General features: G+C 46.9%; 17 protein-coding genes and 1 pseudogene. 1 reads left to right on the forward strand and 17 read right to left on the reverse strand.

What is annotated here, in order from left to right:
- Positions 1–47: 47 nt before the first annotated feature.
- On the forward strand, positions 48–965 hold the full coding sequence (locus tag IEY34_RS13305; protein ID WP_189012267.1) for a helix-turn-helix transcriptional regulator: 918 nt from the start codon (positions 48–50) through the stop codon (positions 963–965).
- A gap of 25 nt (positions 966–990) precedes the next feature.
- Here IEY34_RS13305 and IEY34_RS13310 read toward each other — a convergent pair whose 3' ends face one another.
- From IEY34_RS13310 to IEY34_RS13390, 17 genes and pseudogenes are all read right to left on the reverse strand, one after another.
- Entirely contained in the window at positions 991–1,860 is an 870-nt protein-coding gene (locus tag IEY34_RS13310; RefSeq protein WP_189012269.1) for a PhnE/PtxC family ABC transporter permease, read from the reverse strand.
- Position 1,861: 1 nt separating this feature from the next.
- A complete protein-coding gene (locus tag IEY34_RS13315) occupies positions 1,862–2,647 on the reverse strand; it encodes a PhnE/PtxC family ABC transporter permease (RefSeq protein WP_189012271.1) in 786 nt (261 codons plus the stop codon).
- Complete coding sequence (phnC, locus tag IEY34_RS13320) at positions 2,637–3,425, reverse strand: phosphonate ABC transporter ATP-binding protein (RefSeq protein ID WP_189012273.1); 789 nt, start codon at positions 3,423–3,425, stop codon at positions 2,637–2,639. The genes IEY34_RS13315 and phnC overlap by 11 nt, the downstream gene beginning before the upstream one ends.
- A 51-nt stretch (positions 3,426–3,476) precedes the next feature.
- Entirely contained in the window at positions 3,477–4,535 is a 1,059-nt protein-coding gene (locus IEY34_RS13325) for a PhnD/SsuA/transferrin family substrate-binding protein (RefSeq protein ID WP_189012275.1), read from the reverse strand.
- Positions 4,536–5,261 (reverse strand): phosphonate C-P lyase system protein PhnL, encoded by a 726-nt coding sequence (locus tag IEY34_RS13330; protein WP_189012277.1) that lies wholly within the window; start codon positions 5,259–5,261, stop codon positions 4,536–4,538.
- A 13-nt stretch (positions 5,262–5,274) separates the two neighbouring features.
- Positions 5,275–6,456: a phosphonate metabolism protein PhnM gene (gene phnM / locus IEY34_RS13335; RefSeq protein WP_189012280.1), complete on the reverse strand. Its 1,182-nt coding sequence runs from the start codon at positions 6,454–6,456 to the stop codon at positions 5,275–5,277.
- Between the two features lie 25 nt (positions 6,457–6,481).
- The gene (locus IEY34_RS13340; RefSeq protein WP_189012282.1) at positions 6,482–7,327 is read right to left on the reverse strand and encodes an ATP-binding cassette domain-containing protein; all 846 of its coding nucleotides are present in this window, start codon (positions 7,325–7,327) and stop codon (positions 6,482–6,484) included.
- 14 nt (positions 7,328–7,341) lie between these two features.
- The gene (locus IEY34_RS13345) at positions 7,342–8,184 is read right to left on the reverse strand and encodes an alpha-D-ribose 1-methylphosphonate 5-phosphate C-P-lyase PhnJ (protein ID WP_189012284.1); all 843 of its coding nucleotides are present in this window, start codon (positions 8,182–8,184) and stop codon (positions 7,342–7,344) included.
- Positions 8,185–8,189: 5 nt separating this feature from the next.
- The gene (locus IEY34_RS13350) at positions 8,190–9,311 is read right to left on the reverse strand and encodes a carbon-phosphorus lyase complex subunit PhnI (RefSeq protein WP_189012287.1); all 1,122 of its coding nucleotides are present in this window, start codon (positions 9,309–9,311) and stop codon (positions 8,190–8,192) included.
- Positions 9,312–9,908, reverse strand: a complete 597-nt coding sequence (gene phnH, locus IEY34_RS13355; protein WP_189012289.1) for a phosphonate C-P lyase system protein PhnH — start codon at positions 9,906–9,908, stop codon at positions 9,312–9,314.
- A 14-nt stretch (positions 9,909–9,922) separates the two neighbouring features.
- Entirely contained in the window at positions 9,923–10,348 is a 426-nt protein-coding gene (gene phnG / locus IEY34_RS13360) for a phosphonate C-P lyase system protein PhnG (RefSeq protein WP_189012291.1), read from the reverse strand.
- Positions 10,349–10,439: 91 nt separating this feature from the next.
- Complete coding sequence (locus IEY34_RS13365) at positions 10,440–11,141, reverse strand: GntR family transcriptional regulator (protein ID WP_189012293.1); 702 nt, start codon at positions 11,139–11,141, stop codon at positions 10,440–10,442.
- A 23-nt stretch (positions 11,142–11,164) separates the two neighbouring features.
- Complete coding sequence (locus IEY34_RS13370) at positions 11,165–11,797, reverse strand: DapH/DapD/GlmU-related protein (RefSeq protein ID WP_189012295.1); 633 nt, start codon at positions 11,795–11,797, stop codon at positions 11,165–11,167.
- Positions 11,794–12,666 carry a PHP domain-containing protein gene (locus IEY34_RS13375; protein ID WP_189012297.1) on the reverse strand — a complete coding sequence of 291 codons (873 nt, stop codon included), beginning with the start codon at positions 12,664–12,666 and terminating at the stop codon, positions 11,794–11,796. The genes IEY34_RS13370 and IEY34_RS13375 overlap by 4 nt, the downstream gene beginning before the upstream one ends.
- A gap of 1,331 nt (positions 12,667–13,997) precedes the next feature.
- Positions 13,998–14,349 (reverse strand): annotated as a pseudogene (locus tag IEY34_RS38120) (transposase zinc-binding domain-containing protein); the annotation flags it as partial.
- A gap of 166 nt (positions 14,350–14,515) precedes the next feature.
- Positions 14,516–15,421 carry a fumarylacetoacetate hydrolase family protein gene (locus IEY34_RS13385; protein ID WP_189012301.1) on the reverse strand — a complete coding sequence of 302 codons (906 nt, stop codon included), beginning with the start codon at positions 15,419–15,421 and terminating at the stop codon, positions 14,516–14,518.
- Between the two features lie 24 nt (positions 15,422–15,445).
- Positions 15,446–16,735, reverse strand: coding sequence for an aspartate aminotransferase family protein (locus IEY34_RS13390; RefSeq protein WP_189012303.1), 1,290 nt, complete (start codon positions 16,733–16,735; stop codon positions 15,446–15,448).
- Positions 16,736–16,851 lie beyond the last annotated feature (116 nt).

A 16,851-nucleotide genomic window follows, 5' to 3' on the forward strand; every position in this document is an offset into this window, starting at 1 on the left:
CAACGTACTATACTTAGGCCACAAAATAATAGCAAAGGTTGATTTTCATGCTATGTCTCGAGCTTTCTATACCGCCTCTTCCCGTTATGGTCATGATCAACAAAGTGAATTTCCCTAAGTCATACAGCCATCTTGATCGGGTTTTCCCTCTATACGATATCATTATCGTACGCAGAGGCACTTTGTATATGACAGAAGACGGAATTCCCTACGAAATCAGCGAAAATCAGATGCTGGTCTTGGAACCAGGCAAACGTCACTACAGCCATATAGCTTGCCAGCAAGACACGCTGGTCTACTATTTGCATATCCAACACCCACCAGCCCAGCGTCTGGTTCCCGCCGAGGAAATCCGTTGGCATGCCATTCTCCCCATCAGCACCTATAAGGACCATGTACCGCAAGAACATGTCATCTATCTGCCCAAATACATAGAACTTAACACAGGGCAATTATGGTCTCTCTTGGACGATCTGATTGAGCTTCACAATCGTTCCGAGCTTGAGAAGATGCTCCCGCTTCAAATCATGTTCGGGCAGCTTCTCATCATGCTTCAGAATTTCGCCAAGTCTTCCCACAATCAATCCAGCAGGCAGCTCTGCGACGACATCATCGCCTATTTAAGTGAACATAGCGAAAAGCCTTTTCGGCTTGAAGAAATGGCGAAGACATTGCATTTTTCAATTGATTATATATCCAAATGCTTAAAGAAACATACCGGCTTAACGCCGCTCCAATATATGAATAGAATTCGCATCCAGAAGGCGCGAAATCTGCTGGAGCACTCCGACCTTTCCTTGCGGGAAATCAGCTCCAAAGTCGGCATCCCCGACATGAATTATTTCTTCCGGCTGTTTCGCAAGCACGTAGGGATGCCTCCTGCCAAATACCGCTCCTCCCTGTATGCGGAAGCTGCTGAGTGTCCTCCCCCGCGCACAAATACGGCTCCACCGGATCAAGTGTGAGCCGTACCCTTTCAGCTAACCATTTCTACACCTTCGCTCTAAGCTTCTTCTTAATCCTTGTGGCCAGAATCTCCAGCAGAATAGCAAAGAAGAGAATAAAATAGGTAACAACCCCGACTTCTCTAACATCATAATAAAAAGCACTAGCCATAAACATATCAAACCCAATTCCACCTGCGCCGGCTGCCGCTCCCATAGCAACAGCAACCGCAAAGTTGATCTCAAAGCGCGTGAATGTCCATGATATCAAATACGTAACAGACGAAGGGATGACAGCTTGAAACACAATCTGCCACCAAGTAGCACCGCTAGCTTTCAGCGCTTCAATTACCCCCTTGTCTAGTTCTTCGAACGACTCCGAATAAGCTTTGACCAAATAGCTTACAGAATGGAAGGTCATGCCGATAACTGCCGCAACACTTCCCAGTCCAGCAGCAACTGCAAAAATCAGTACCCATAACACGGTAGGAACAGCTCTGATGAAAGTTACGCCAGCTTTAATGATGACCGAAGCTGTGCCTGTAGATAGATTACGTGCCGCAAATAAAGCTAGAAACAAGGCAATGACAGCTCCGAACAGCGTGGTCAGAAAAGCCAGTCCCAATGTGATGATAACTTGCCTAAGGGCTTCGCCGAATGTAAAGTGCTTCAAATGGGGTTCCAAGAACATTGTTTTGATCGTCAACGCGGTTGATTGGATGCTGTCCAGCAGATTGATATTCTTATAGTCAAAAGTTGCAAACCCATATATGCTCAAAGCTGCCAGCAAACCTAAGGTAAGTTGAATCACAAGCGCTGCGTGGCTGAAAGGTTTAGCCTTAATGTGTTTATCTGGAAACCCTTTCGGCCCTCTGGTTCCGTCAATGGTTTTCCTGGCAATTTCATGGAGTTCCATGCTAGAGAATCACCCTCCTGACATAATTGGAAATGGCTTCTATCAACATAATGGCAGCCACAATCACGAGTACCACCAATGAGGCGGAGCTATAATTCAGGCTTTTGTAATACAAGCTGAACAGAAACCCAATGCCCGTCCCTGTTAAAATACCAATTAATGTCGCTTGGCGGATATTCGTTTCCACCATAAAAAGGATCCAGCTCAGCAATTGAGGAATGCTTGAAGGAATGACGGATTGGAAGATGATGGAGAAATAAGAGGCGCCAGTCGCTCTTAGCGCCTCCACGGAGCTGTTGCTTACTTCATCGATAGATTCAATAAAGGCGCGGGTCAAAAATCCGAAAGAACCGAAAAAAAGAGCAAAGTAGCCTGTCATTACACTTTGCCCGAATGAAAACAGCAGTATCATCGACCAAGCGGCAACATCAATATTGCGAAACAAAGTTGCGATTGAACGACTGATCAGGCTTACTACACCACCAACTCCGGTCGTGTTGGAACCAAGAATGGCAAACAACAATGCGAATATAGAAGCAACGGTTGTCGCTGCAATCGAGACTAGTACGGTTTCGATCAAAGAATCCATAATAGCAGGAAGTTTCTTCATCGCTTTTTCGTTGGGATAGAAATTCTGAAACGCCCACTCGGCTGCTTTGGGAATCGAGGTGAACCCCTTGACCACGTTATAATCGGTTATTGTTATTGCGGCCACAGTGACCAGAATGAGCAAGGCGTAATAAATGAATGAATTCCTTCTTTTTCTGGCAAAAAAGTTAGCCTGCATGCTGCCCTCCCTGATCAGCCATGAACTCATGCAGCTCTGCCCCGTAGATTTTGCTGAGCTGGTCCGCATGAATACCTGCCGGGTGGCCGTCATAGACGATTGTTCCCTTATTTACACCAATCACACGGTCTGAGTATTTCAAAGCTATGTCCACTTGGTGCAAATTAATGATGACGGTAATACCCATTTTGGAACAGATGCTGCGTAGATGCTCCATAATAATTTTGGAAGCATTCGGATCCAAGGAGGCTATGGGTTCGTCGCACAGCAGCATTTTGGGGTTCTGAATCAGAGCCCTCGCAATGCCAACCCGCTGTTTCTGACCACCGCTTAACTGATCACAGCGTTTGTAGACCTGCTCTTCCAGACCGAGCATTTGCAGGATGCTGTACGCCTGCCTCTTCTCTGCTTCGGAGTAAATGCCGAACATCCCCGCCAGAGTTGACTTGTAGCCAAGCCGTCCATGCAGAACGTTCTCGATGACACTCAGCCGATTAACCAGATTATAATGTTGAAAAATCATCCCAATCCGTGTTCTCAGCCTCTTCAGATCGCGTTTCTTAAAACCGAGTACACTGGCACCATCAAAAATAATCTCTCCGCTGCTAGCGTCAATCATACGGTTAATACAGCGAAGGAGCGTGGATTTCCCTGCTCCCGAAGGTCCGATGATCGAAACAAATTCCCCTTCTTTCACAGCGAAGTTAATATCTAATAACGCTCTTGTATCCGCACCATACTGCTTCGATACCTGCTTGAATTCCAATAACGTTGTCATGGTTAACTCCTTTGGCAAATTAGGTAGGTACGATTGGTACGGTTGGTACAATTACTTCGATAGCTCTCTAACCGGGTTAAACCAAGCATCTTCGACCGTCAGAAATTTCTCTTTACCTGACTTTTGCTTGAACATTCCGGACTCCTTTGAATCTTTGGGCAGATTAATCTTCGGGTTTTTGGTCACGATGTCGGAGATGAACGCGTCCTTCAGCTTCTTTTGATCGTCTGCACTAATGGTGCTTGTGTTGATTGCAAATGGGGAGTTTAATACCGGTGTGACAGAAATGAGGGAAAATTCCTTGCCAATAAGTGTATTGAATGGCTCAGCCGCGCCTTGTTTAACTTTATAAACTGCTCCTGGTTTGTTAGCCGTTCCAGAAGACAGTTCTACATAGTTGCCCACGCAAGTATCACAGAATGCGGCAATATCTGCTTTGCCAGTCAAAAGATTGACTGCTGCCCCTTGATGCGATCCGCCAAACAGCACTTCACTGAAAAATTTGTCCTTACCGCCTTGAATAAGATCATCCGCAGTCAAGCTCTTGTATTTATCCATCTTGCTGAAGTAGCTTACGATTCCAGCGGAAGGCACTTTGAATCCGGATGTGGAAGAATTGGATACGAAAGAGATTTTCTTGCCAGCAATGTTATTAATCGAGAAACTGCTGCCGCTTTTGTACGCCTCTTCCTCCCCTTTTTTAACGTTCAGCCAGCTGTAATACACAGCATCATCCAGCGTTCCGGACTCACCGCTCATCACGACCAGAGGCTGAACCTTCTTATTCTTTGCATTGGCTTCGATATATCCTTGAGGTCCCATGAAAGCTATATCGGCATTGCCGCTCGCAATGGCTTCAATGGCGATAATATAATCTGTCGTTGTTTTATGCTCTACTTTCTTGCCTGTTGCCGTTTCAATGACTTTGCCCAGCTCATCACGCGCATCTTTCAAGTCAGCCCCGGATTCATTCGGGTACCAGGCGATCGTGATCGTATCCTTGGTTTTTACGGGGGCGTCGGCTTTGGCGCCTTCGCCAGCTTTGGACGCACAGCCTGCTATGACAGCAGCAAGAGTTAAAGAAATAACAAGTGTCAACACTTTCTTCATTTACATATCCCTCCCGATTTTCAATGCTTCTTGATAGACAATGCCGTCCTTAATTTGATACTCCCGGTTGCACAAATTCTGCATAAACTCGAGATCGTGAAAAATGCCCAACATCGTGGTGCCTTCCTTCATCAACTGTTCAATCAGAAGCTTGACCTTCATCTTGGATCCGTGGTCCAAACTCGCGGTTGGCTCATCCAGCAGCAGCAGTCTTGGCCGCTTGACCATGGCTCTGGCAATGTTAAGACGAAGCTTTTCTCCCCCGGAAAAGGTTCCCGGATAGCTGTCCCATAGGCTGCGGTCCAGCTCAAAATGCTCCAGCATTTTGACGGTTTCATTTTCAGCATAAATCGCATCATGTCCCATTTCTACGATCGCATGACGAACCAACTCTCTGGCTGTCGTTCGCGGCATTACATTGAGGAATTGCGAGACATAGCCAATTTCGAATTTCCGCAACTCGATGATCATTCTCTCAGGAGCGGTCACCAGATCGATCAGGCCAAAGCGCTGCGAATGATACCAGATCCTGCCTGATTGAGGCAGGTATGTTCGGTAAATGCATTTCAGCACGGTCGACTTGCCACTTCCGCTCTTCCCCGTAATCCCTACAAATTCACCCTCTTTCAGGTTAAGGCTGACGTCTTCAACCGCATGAATCTGTTTGTTTAAGTTGTGCAATATGAACGATTTGGACAACTGTTCGATTGACAGGAGGCTATCCATGCCATCACCCCCATTAAATTCTATAATTCGTTTTCTGAATCAGCTTGCCATCTACCATCACTGCCGTAATGACAGGGAAATCATCAGGCTCCAGCCGTTCAATAATGAGCAAATCCGCCTTTTTCCCTTCTCGAATCGAACCTAACTGTTCATCCATGTTGACAGCTCTTGCAGGATTCAGGGTGACGAGTTTGAACATTTCGGCCAAGCTCTTCTCATACTGATTGGCTAATTGAAAGACGGCGTGCAGCATTGCAGATGGATAGTAATCGCTGCATAGAATATCGATAGAGCCATCGTTGACGGCCTCCGCAGCAGAGAGATTCCCGCTATGCGAGCCTCCCAGTATAACGTTAGGCGCTCCGGCTATCGTGAACATGCCTTTTTCCTTCGCTTTCCGGGCAATCTCAAGCGTAATCGGGAATTCGCTGATCGTCGTGCCGAAACTCTGCACCAGGTCCAGCTTTTCCACAGAATCGTCATCATGCGAAGCAACGGCAATGTTTCTGGCTTTGGCCATCTCGGCGATTTCGCGGATGGCATCCACGGTCATTTTCTGCTTGGACTGGTGATTAGCAATAATGAGTTCCACATTTTCATCCGAAACGTCTTCGTATCCGCGGATCGTCTTTTTATACATTTCCAAATCCCTGTACTGCCCCTGACCTGGCGTATGATCCATGAAGGATAGGAGATGGACCTTTTCCTCCATAATGTAGCTTTTTAAGCTTTCGATTTCATCGAGATTATCAATCTCGAATCTGGCATGAAACCGGTGACGCACCAAATGCTTGCTATTGTGTGTCTCATCGATCAGGTCAACCAGCTTGCGCACATTCTCAGGCTCTCGGATAGGCCGATATTTGTAATCGACGGACTTGAAGATGGACAAGGAATGAAACATGGTCGTGATACCGTGAGCGATCAACTCCTTCTCTGTCTCGCGCAGACTCAGACGGAAATCGATTAAAGAAGTAGGCCGTGGAGCCGTCATATGCTCAATATAGTCGGAATGGATATCGATAAGCCCCGGAGCAATGTATCCGCCACACGCATCAATAATTTCTGTATTGGCATCTACGATACACTCGCCTTGACCTACGATCTTAGCGATTCGATCATGTTGGACAAGCAGGTCATAACCTTCTAATAGCGCTTCTTCAGTAATAATAATACCGTTCGTTATCAGATACATGGGATGAACTCCTCCTGTAAATTCGCTACAGCATCGAATGAACGAGTTGCTGCGTATAGGCGTGTTGGGGGTCTTCAAGAATTTGATCCGTCAAGCCTTGCTCTACGACCTGTCCATCCAGCATGACCATCGTTCGGTCCGCCAACATCCGGATGACGCCAAGATCGTGTGATACAAGCAGAATGCTGATGTTCAGTTCCCTTTGCAGGTGCTTGATTAGATCCAAAACATTGGCTTGCACAGATAAATCCAGTCCGGTGGTTACTTCATCCAGCAAGAGAATAGGCGGATTGTTGGACATCGCCTTGGCAATCTGCACCCGCTGCTGCATGCCGCCCGAGAAGTTTTTCGGTGCTTCTTTCATCCGATAGAGCGGAATATGAACGCGCTCCAGCAGTTCGCTGCCTCGGGATTCCATCGCTGCCACATTGCGGCTTCCGGCGGCGATCATCTTCTCGGCAATATTTCCGATGGAGGAAAAGTTCATCCTAAGCCCCATCACTGGATTTTGATACACTTTGCCCATGAGCTGGTTGCGGATAAATCTTCGCTGTTGGGAGGATTCTTCGAATAGGTTGCTGCTGCCATCTTTATAGGGCGTCAGGTACGATTCCCCCGCTGTTACTTCTTGATCAAAGTACAGGCACCTCATCAACGTCGACTTGCCGCTTCCGCTCTCACCCACGATGCCGAGAACTTCGCCGGGAAATAAATCAAACGAAATATCCTGGCAAGAATACACCGTAGAGCAGACAGGGCAATAATTTTTATCCAATTGGCGCTTTGTTGCATCGCGGCATTCCCTGCAGCCTGCACCAAAATGTTTATTCAAATTTTTCACACTTAGGATCGGGGTTGAACATTCACTCATTTTTCTTCACCTCTTTAAGAAAACTGCTGATTCATTCGGCTTAGACAATAGCTCGTATCATTGCATTGATAGTAATTAGCATCTTTTTCCGTATCGTAAAGTTCATCCATGAACACATCCTGAGCCCCGCACTGCTTGCAGCTCTTGCCAGGAAAGGACTCTGGTTCGAATGGAACATCTTCGAAGGCCAGGGAGACCACCTTGGTGAATGGCGGAACTGCGTAAATTTTCTTCTCCCGGCCAGCGCCAAGCAGAATTAATGCTTCTGAGCTGTTCATCTTAGGGTTGTCGAACTTAGGGATCGGACTAGGAGCCATGACATAGCGATCATGTACGAACACGGGATGGTCAGCGCCCGTGGAGACGCTGCGATACTTCATAATCTGCTCAAACAGCATAAGCCACGCGCCGCTATATTCCTTCTCCCCATGCAGCCTCTTCGTCTCGAGTTCACTGGATTCATACATGCGCAGCGGCTCCGGCATCGGAACCTGCAGGACCAGAATTTGTCCCGTCCTCAGAGGAACTTCTGGGATGCGATGCCGTGATTGGATCAGTGTAGCCTCTGAAGTCTCCTCCACAGCGATGACTCCCGTCGTCTTGTTAATCAGCTTCTTCATACTGACTGCATTGACGGATTCATCTGAGCCTTGGTCGATCACTTTGAGCCTGTCTAATTTCCCGATCAAGGAGAGTGTAAGCTGCAGCCCACCTGTTCCCCAACCACGTCCAATTGGCATCTCTCTGGAGGCGAACGGAACTTGATAGCCAGGAATCGCAATAGCTTTCAGCGTGGCTCGTCTAATTTCCCTTTTGGATCCTTCGTCTAGAAAAGCGAAGTTGTATTGAATTTGCATGGGCTCTACTCCTCTTCCGTTTCCTTCGACTGGATCTTCCTTGTTTTGCGCACATCGTTAAGCTTGGATTGAAAGGTCACATAGTGCGGCATTTTCAAGTGTGAAATGAAGCCTGTCGATTCCACGGAGTCGATATGATATAACACGAACTCTTCGTTCTGCGTCGGAACGCTCTTGTCACCTGCCTCTAGGCTTTTATCCAAAATGCTCATGGCGATGGCTTTCGTTTCATTCTGCCCAAAGCAGAGCCCATAGCCGAATGCCAGTTGAAGCTCTTTATGGCCATTTTCCTTCTCAACCGTTGCTGGGACGAGCATCTCTACTTCCGTGACTTTAATCTCGCCGATGTAGTAAGCATCATCCTCATCATGTGTCGGATGCAGAGGATTTTCCAAGTAAATTGGAAGCTGACCTACCCGCAGTTCGCCCACTGTCGGGTGAATCATGCCGTATCCCCGTATCACAGCGTAGGCGAGAGAAGTTACGGCTCCGGTCTGACCCCTTGTCAAAATCTGCAGCTTCTCACTCCTGCTAGCTGGAAAGGTCAGGCTTGTTCGCGTGACATCATCCGGCTCGGTGTGATCAGTCGGACAGTCCGCTATCAAGCCCTCTTTCCTGAGATAGTCCAGCACTTTGGGAAGACGACTTTCTGCAGCTTCAATGAATTCGGCGCCTTCTCCAGATGCAAAGTCCTGCAACCAGCTTCTTACATCAGCTTCCGTTTCTTCCATGAGGTCGAAGTCCAGCATGCGATGAGAGTAATCCGCAGAAGCTCCCAGAATCTGTCCGCCAGGGATATCCTTGAAGGAAGCAGAAATTCGTCTTTCCACACGCATCTCCTCAGGCTGGATGGTTCTGGAGTAGTGTTTTCTAGGCAGCGTTGACCGATAGGCGCGCAGCAGGAACACCGCTTCTTCGGGATTTCCTTCCGCCTGCTTAATAGCCAGAGCTGCTAGCTGCTCACTATAAAAGCTGCTTTCTGACATCACTTGATCGATGAGTCCTCGCATCCCGGCTTCAATCACATCGACATCCAGAACTTTATTGCTTTTCAATCTTTCGAACTGCATGCGTTTTAACGATTCTTCAATGGCATGCGTGCCACCTTTGACTGCTACATACCCCATTCAACTAACCTCCTCAACCAGAACCTGCGTCGTTCTCGGCAAAGCAAGCAGACGATGCTTCGTATCCACGAAGAGGCAATCCAACCCAAGCGGGTATTCGGCATTTCGCTCCGCTCGGATATCCAGCCATCCCTCACTAGCAAGTACCTGAGCGTTGGTGAAGGACTGGATACCTGGTCCAGAAAGTCGCAGCTTCCTTCCCTCAGACAAACTTTCTACTTCTATAATTAACGTTGCCGAGAAATGCGGGTCACTTAAATTACCAATTTTCGCCATTTCAAGCGCTTGTTGCAAATCACCTTGTTGTGCGTCGCTGAGCACAAAAATAAAATCTGCCTCGCTCGCTTCCGTTTCTCTGGCATAACTCATTTGTTTGAACAATTGCGTCACTTGAACTTTCCGCTCCGAGAACACGTTGAAGGAGACTTCCGTATCCAGCAGCATCTCGGCCAGTACCAACGTTGCAGGCAAACAGCCTTTATCCAACGCTAGCTCTCCGGCTTCTTCGGCGAGATCTGAGAGAGTCCCAGGTCTTGACTGGGAGTCGATCAATTTTCTATAAGCTCTTTGTATATCGTGAATGAAATCCAAGCTCATGGTAGTCTCTCCTTTCAATCCGTGTCCATCGTTTCAAAATTCACTTTTGTTTGCAGAAGCTTCGATTGAAATGCGGCTTGTTGAGCAGCCAACCGATCGCTTTCCTGCTGCAGCAGAGTTGACCATTCCGCAGTTTCATTAAGATCAGCCCCGAAAGCTGCATCAATGACAGCCAAGTCATAGGCTTTGTTCGGGTCATCGCCCTTGACAAAACCAACGCCGGTTACACCTTCAATCTGCACTTTGCATTCCGTCACCAACACTTCGCCCAAATAAAACAGGCTTTTCTGTGCGGTTTCTCTCACCTTGACCATGACCAGTCCGTAATTAGGCTCTTCGATCACAACAATGTTGTAACGGCTCACAATATCTTGCGAAAGCGACACCGCCAGGTCAGCCGTTCCATTTATTAAAATCTCTGTTCTTTGCTTTCGTTTCATCCTTGGACCTCCTTGCTCTGAGAAGTCATCATTCACTTCGAAGTTCACTCTATCTTGTTGCCAGGCTGATGGCTGTTAAGATTACGTAAATTTAAATCTCGTAAGAAAAACAGTCTCCACGATACAAAATTTTGCTGCATTCCAGCATTTTGCCTGATTCACCATCCATGCAGCCGGATTCGAGCACCAATAACGGAATAAGGCTGGAGCAAGCTAGCAGATCCCTCTCGCTTTTAGAAGGATACGTTACGCTAAGAATTGTTTGGATAGAACGAAAATTGTGATAGCCCTTGCTTCTGTAATACTGAAACATGGAAGTAATCTCTCTTCCCTCGGTACTGATTTCAGGAAACATGCATGCCGTCACATACGAAATGTGCAAGGCGATAGACTGTCCATTGACAATTCGGAGTCGGCCCACTCGATAGACCATGCTGTCTTCAGGTGCGCGAAGGGATTGATAAATTTTATTGTTAAACGAGATTGGCTCACAAAATATGTTCTTGGACTGATAGTTATAGCCCAAATCACGCATCTTCTGACTAAAGCTGATATTCCCGGAAAGAACGAGAGGAATGCGAAGATTTCGATCCTGCACAAAGCTGCCTTTGCCTTGCTTGGAGTAGATATAGCCCAGTTCCTGCAAGCGTTCGTAGGCTTTGCGCGCAGTGATTCTGGGGACCTTGAATCGGTCTGCCAACTCATTTTCCGAAGGCAATTTATCGTCAGGCTCATACTTGCCGGATTGGATAGCCGCAGTCAGATAATCCATGATATCCATCTCTTCAGACATGCTCGTTACCTCCGAAGCTGAAATCAGCCATATTTTTGGATGAACCCATAAGCATCGTTTAATTCATGAAATCTCATCTCCAACAACTCACGAGGCCAGTCCCACCAAGCAATCTGCTGCAATTTATCACAAATCTCCTTGGGAAAACGGGTTTTGATTGGCTTCGCCGCCACGCCAACCACGATGGTATAAGGCTCAACATCTTTGGTCACGACAGCACCTGAACCGACAACCGCGCCATTCCCGATTTTAACGCCCTTCATGACAATTGCCCCGTGCCCAATCCAGACATCATGGCCAATTGTCACGCGATTGCCCCTGCGCCAGTCGAAAATCCCCTGATCGTCGGTCTCAGCGAAACCGTAGTCCATTCGCCTATACGTCATATGATGCTGAGATACCCGTTCCATCGGATGGTCAACTGGATTAATGCAAACATGGGAAGCAATAGAAGTGAATTTACCCACCTCTGCGTAATTGATCGTGACATCGTCCATTGTATAGGTATAATCCCCAATTGAGGCTTCTATGATCTTGTTGTTTGGACCGATCGAGGTCCACTCCCCTGCAAAGCTGTTGAAGATATTACTGCTCTCATGAATGTCAGGCTCAGCTGACTGCAGGGAATGGCTGTGTGTTTGATGAATATGTTTCATGCGTCGATGCCTCCTTTGACAGATGATTGTTTACGCGCGTGGAGATGGCCGATCGTGTCTATACCAGGACTTTTACTGCCAAGCTCGACCTCTTTCTCTCCATAAAAACCATGAAAATCGGACCCGCCAGTCATGACTAAGTCATATTTCAAAGCGAATTCTCGCGCTTGATCTTCATCCTCCGGTCCATGCAGCGGATGCCAAACCTCAATGCCTTGAAGTCCCGCTTGCACAAGCTCCGGCACAACTTCGAAGCTCCGATATTGACCAGGATGGGCAAGGACGGGGACTCCGCCTGCCTCCACAATGGCGCGAATAGCATCGCAAGCATCCACATACTTGGTCGGAATATATGCCGTGCCTTGCGATTCTCCATTTTGACCGCGCGCGAACAGTTTTTTGTATAAATCGCCATAGATTGTCGTGGTATAACCCTGATCTATTAACGCATGCATAATATGCTGTTTGTAAACTCCCGTACCTCCTGCGGCGTACTTGAGCACTTGCTCCCACGTAATGGAATAGCCCGCTTCAATCAGTCTATCCACTGCCATTCGACAGCCATCGTGGCGCATCTCCAGCAGCGGACTGCACAGCGTTTCAAGTGCGGCATGTCCAGGCTCGATATAATAACCAAGAATATGCACTCTGCGATTTCTTCTAAAGTCATAGGCCGAAACTTCAATACCTGGGATAATCTCAATCCCCCGTTCCAACCCTCTATTTATCATCTCACTGATCTCCATTGTCGTATCATGGTTCGTTATCGCTAGATGACGAATATCTTCCTTAACAGCCAACTCCAACATTTCCTCAAAAGTGAACGAACCGTCTGACAAATTCGTATGGCAGTGTAACTCTACTTTCATATAAACCTCCACGAAATTTGGTATGGGTACGAAAGGTCTGCGACTCGCAAAGCCTCATGCATGCACGTTAGTAATTGTCTATGGACCTAGTCTAACTTGATGCCAAGTTGCAAGGGTCAATGCAGTGTAATGCTCACGTTAAGAAACTGTAAATTATCGACAAAAGTTGCTGGATTCCTTCCAATAGCTGTGCCTCTGAAGGAGAAGATAATAGAATCGCCGCAATGGTGGGGATACAAAAAAATGCAAATAGAGGGAATGCAAAATAACAATGCAAATAGAGGGAATGCAAATAACCTAGCCTGCGGCTAGGTCACCAATTCCATGCACCTTGAGGCAAGCCCAAGCCCCCCCTTACGAACTCAATACCCTTTATTCAATCATAATCGCTCCTTCTGAAAATCTAACGATTTCCAGATGCGCTATTTCAAGAAAACAAACACCTTTCCGCCTAAAAGCTGCTCGATAACGCCAATCCAGTTCATTAGATCGCCAAAGTAGCCATCTTCTCGTCAATAAGCATCATACAGTTCATTAGATGCCCTTGAGACCAAAAACCACCGCAGCAAAGAAGTCTGCGGTGGACAGCACTAATAAAGGGGTAAGCTTCGCTCACCCCTAACCCATAAACATATAAAGTCCGAAAGAAAAGCGGCTTTGCCGCCCTAAGAAATGAGCGTCTTCATAGCGGTTTTCAGCAATCTAGCGAATCCTAGTTCCCTTTGGGCTTTGCAATGACAAAGAGTGTCGTGTGAAAAGGAACTATGATCCGCTAAATGGAGAGAAATGGGGTAAACGTAGCATGAAAGAGAACTGAGATCCGCTATTTAAGCGGAACCTGCTGATTCCAACCAGGAAATGGTGCAATAGCGGATCGTAGTTCCCTCTGGCGTGGAATATGGCGGTTTTCAGAATTATAGCGCCCTGTAGTTCCCTCTGGATCCCTATCATGAAACATTTTCCGAAAATCGCGGCTTGACGTTCCCTTATCTTCGCGCGATAGCAAGCTAGAAGATCTCATTCTGCCACATAGCTTGTATATAACTCCAAACCAGCAGCAATTCGAACAAATAAGTACGGTTCACAGCTACCTTGTTTTCATTTCATCTCATCTCATCATCATCTCATCATCATCTCATCTCATCTCATCTCATCTCATCTCATCTCATCTCATCTCATCTCGTCTCGTCATCTCATCTCATCTCATCTCATCATCATCATCTTGTCGCATCGAACCATTCCATCGTGATGGGGCCGCCTACAACCCAAGCCTGGAGACTGGCGTCAATCTCCAACATTTAAATTCTGGGCAAGCTTCACTCACCCCAACCCAAAAACATATCTCTTAGACCTACGTCGATTATCAAGATAACCTGTCGATGGTTGACTTGACATACGTCCTCAGACAAGACCCGGGCTCCACTCTTCCGTTTCTGCGCATGAACACATCATGCAGAAACACCCCTTGCACCAAAAAGGCACCACCTTAAGATCATGAAACCCTTCACATCCGAGCAGCTTAATCCCTTTTTTCGAGTCTCCACAATCCGGAAATTTCCGGATTAATTTCAGCACTACGGGACGTATCTTTTTGCCATGCTTGCTTTTAAAGTCTTCTCAGTACCGATTCTCATCAAAAAAATTCGGTGCAGGATGTCCTGTTTCATATTCTAAATGTGCCATAAAACTAAAAAGGGAGAATCCCTTAAATCCACCCAAAACTTATACTTTCTGGCACACGAAAAACCTAGCCCGCAGGCTAGGTTCTTTAACTATTTGCGAAGCTGAATCTTAAGCTCCCCTGTGAATGGCATTACGCGCGAGATTGCTATGAGGGACAATCAGGCACCTATGACTCCGAAACCATCCGATTCGTCAAGGTTCCGAGCTTTTCAATTTCAATCGACACGATATCCCCATCCTTGAGATACACTTGCTTATCAGGTGGATATCCCAATACTACGCCTTCAGGAGTTCCTGTTAGAATGATATCGCCAGGTACGAGCGTCATATGCTGGGATATGTAGCTGACAATCTCATCACAATGGAAAATCATGTCCGAAGTGTTCGACTGCTGCCGCACTTCTCCATTCACATAGGTCTTAATTTCAAGATCATTGGGATTAGCTATTTCATCTGCCGTTACCAGATATGGGCCGATCGGCGCGAATTTATCGCAAGATTTGCCCAGCAGCCATTGCTGTGTTCTCACCTGCAAATCACGAGCAGACAGATCATTGGCGTTGCAGTAGCCTAAAACATAGTCCAACGCTTCATCCTTGGAAATTGATTTGGCTGTTCTACCAATGACAATTGCTAATTCTGCCTCATAATCTACTTTCTCCGAAACCTTCGGCAACGGAATGTCATCACCATGGCCTGTAATAGTATTGTTGAATTTATTGAACAGAATCGGATACTGCGGGATTGGAGCGCCCGTTTCCTCCGCATGCCTGCGATAATTAAGTCCTACGCAAATGATTTTATTCGGGTGCGTGACACAAGGACCAAGATCCAAAGTCGACTCCTCCCTTACATATGCGGTTTTGTCGTTTACCGAGGCGACCACCTGATTGGTGTAATTCCGGAGATCATTTAACGCTCCAGCACCCCCGGCAATCACTTCCTGAATGGTAGTCGGTATTGCTTTTTCGGAAGGCACAGCGGAGAGTGCTGCCAAGACGTCAAGCACGCCCTGCTCCTTTTTCACACCTAAACGGTAGGTCCCATCCAGCATAAATGTTAGTAATTTCATAGTCAAAATACTCCTAACTATCGCTTATTTGCTGATTAGCTCTTTCAAGACAGATTCAATGATGTCCAGTGTTGTGTCAACATCCTGATCCGTATGACTATAACTGATATGATTGCGCTTAATGTTCATCGGCATCTTGTAAATGCCTTTTTCGATAAGTCTCTTCCGATAAGCTACATACAGCTCCGCATCATTTTGCTGCAAATCCGAGTAGTTTTTAGGTTCGCTTGTCATGAAATACGTCGTCCACACCGAACCGAAGCCTGCTACAAACGCCTCGATGCCCAGCCGCTCGTGGATGCCACGAATGCCGGAGCGCATCTTCTCGCCCAAGCGGAAAATGTGCTCATGCACCGGTTCATTCTCCATGAGCTCAAGCGTTGCGATAGAGGCGGACGTGCCTACGGCATGACCATTGTAGGTTCCCGCAAACCAGACGTCTCCGCCCGGATACGTATTGAAACGCTGCATGTAGTCACGTTTACCTGCTACTGCGGCAATAGGGTAGCCGTTTGCCATCGCTTTCCCCATCGTTGTCAAATCAGGCGTTACCCCTGCCACCTTCTGGAAACCCCCGATATCATGACGGAAGCCAGTGATCACTTCATCAAAGATAAGCAGCGCTCCATGCGCCGTGCATAGCTCACGGAGTCCTTCCAGGAAGCCAGGCTGCGGCATCACACAACCGATGTTGTGCGGAATCGGCTCCACGATTAAAGAAGCAATTTGCCCTTTATTCTCACGGAAAGTCCTTTCCACATCATCAAGATCATTAAAGGTGCAGACCAGCGTGTTATCTATGGCTTCGTCCAGCATGCCAGCCGAACCTGGATCGCGTTTGCCAATCATGTCCCAAGAGCTAAGCATGTTGCGAGCGACATAATCATGCCAGCCGTGGTAGCAGCCTTGAAATTTAATCAGCTTGTTGCGCCCAGTAATCGCGCGTGTTAAGCGAATCGCATGATACGTAGCCTCAGATCCCGAATTGCAAAAAAGCACTTGCTCGGATGAAGGAACATGCTGGCAAATCTTACGAGCCAGTTCAACTTCCAGATCCGTACAGCCAACACCGTACAAATCGGTTCGTTCAATCGCTTCAATGACCTTTTTATTCACATAAGGATGGCTATGACCAAGAATGATAGGCCCAAAAGCACCTTGATAGTCAATGTACTTGTTCCCTTCCGCATCATAAATGTAAGCGCCCTCTCCTTTGGTGAAGACTTTCATGGGGTTTACGTTGCGAATGGACGTATGCACGCCGCCTGGCGAATAAAGCTTCGATTCTTCATAGAGTTCTGCATTTTTGGACATGTGTTGACCCTCCCGAAAATAAATCAATTGGTTAACTAAAGTTCAATATACTGAATTTCATTTACGGTTATTATATCGCTTATATATCTTTATTTCAACTGTATTTTAATATTAAA

It is taken from the genome of Paenibacillus marchantiophytorum (assembly GCF_014640555.1).
Lineage (GTDB): Bacteria > Bacillota > Bacilli > Paenibacillales > NBRC-103111 > Paenibacillus_E > Paenibacillus_E marchantiophytorum.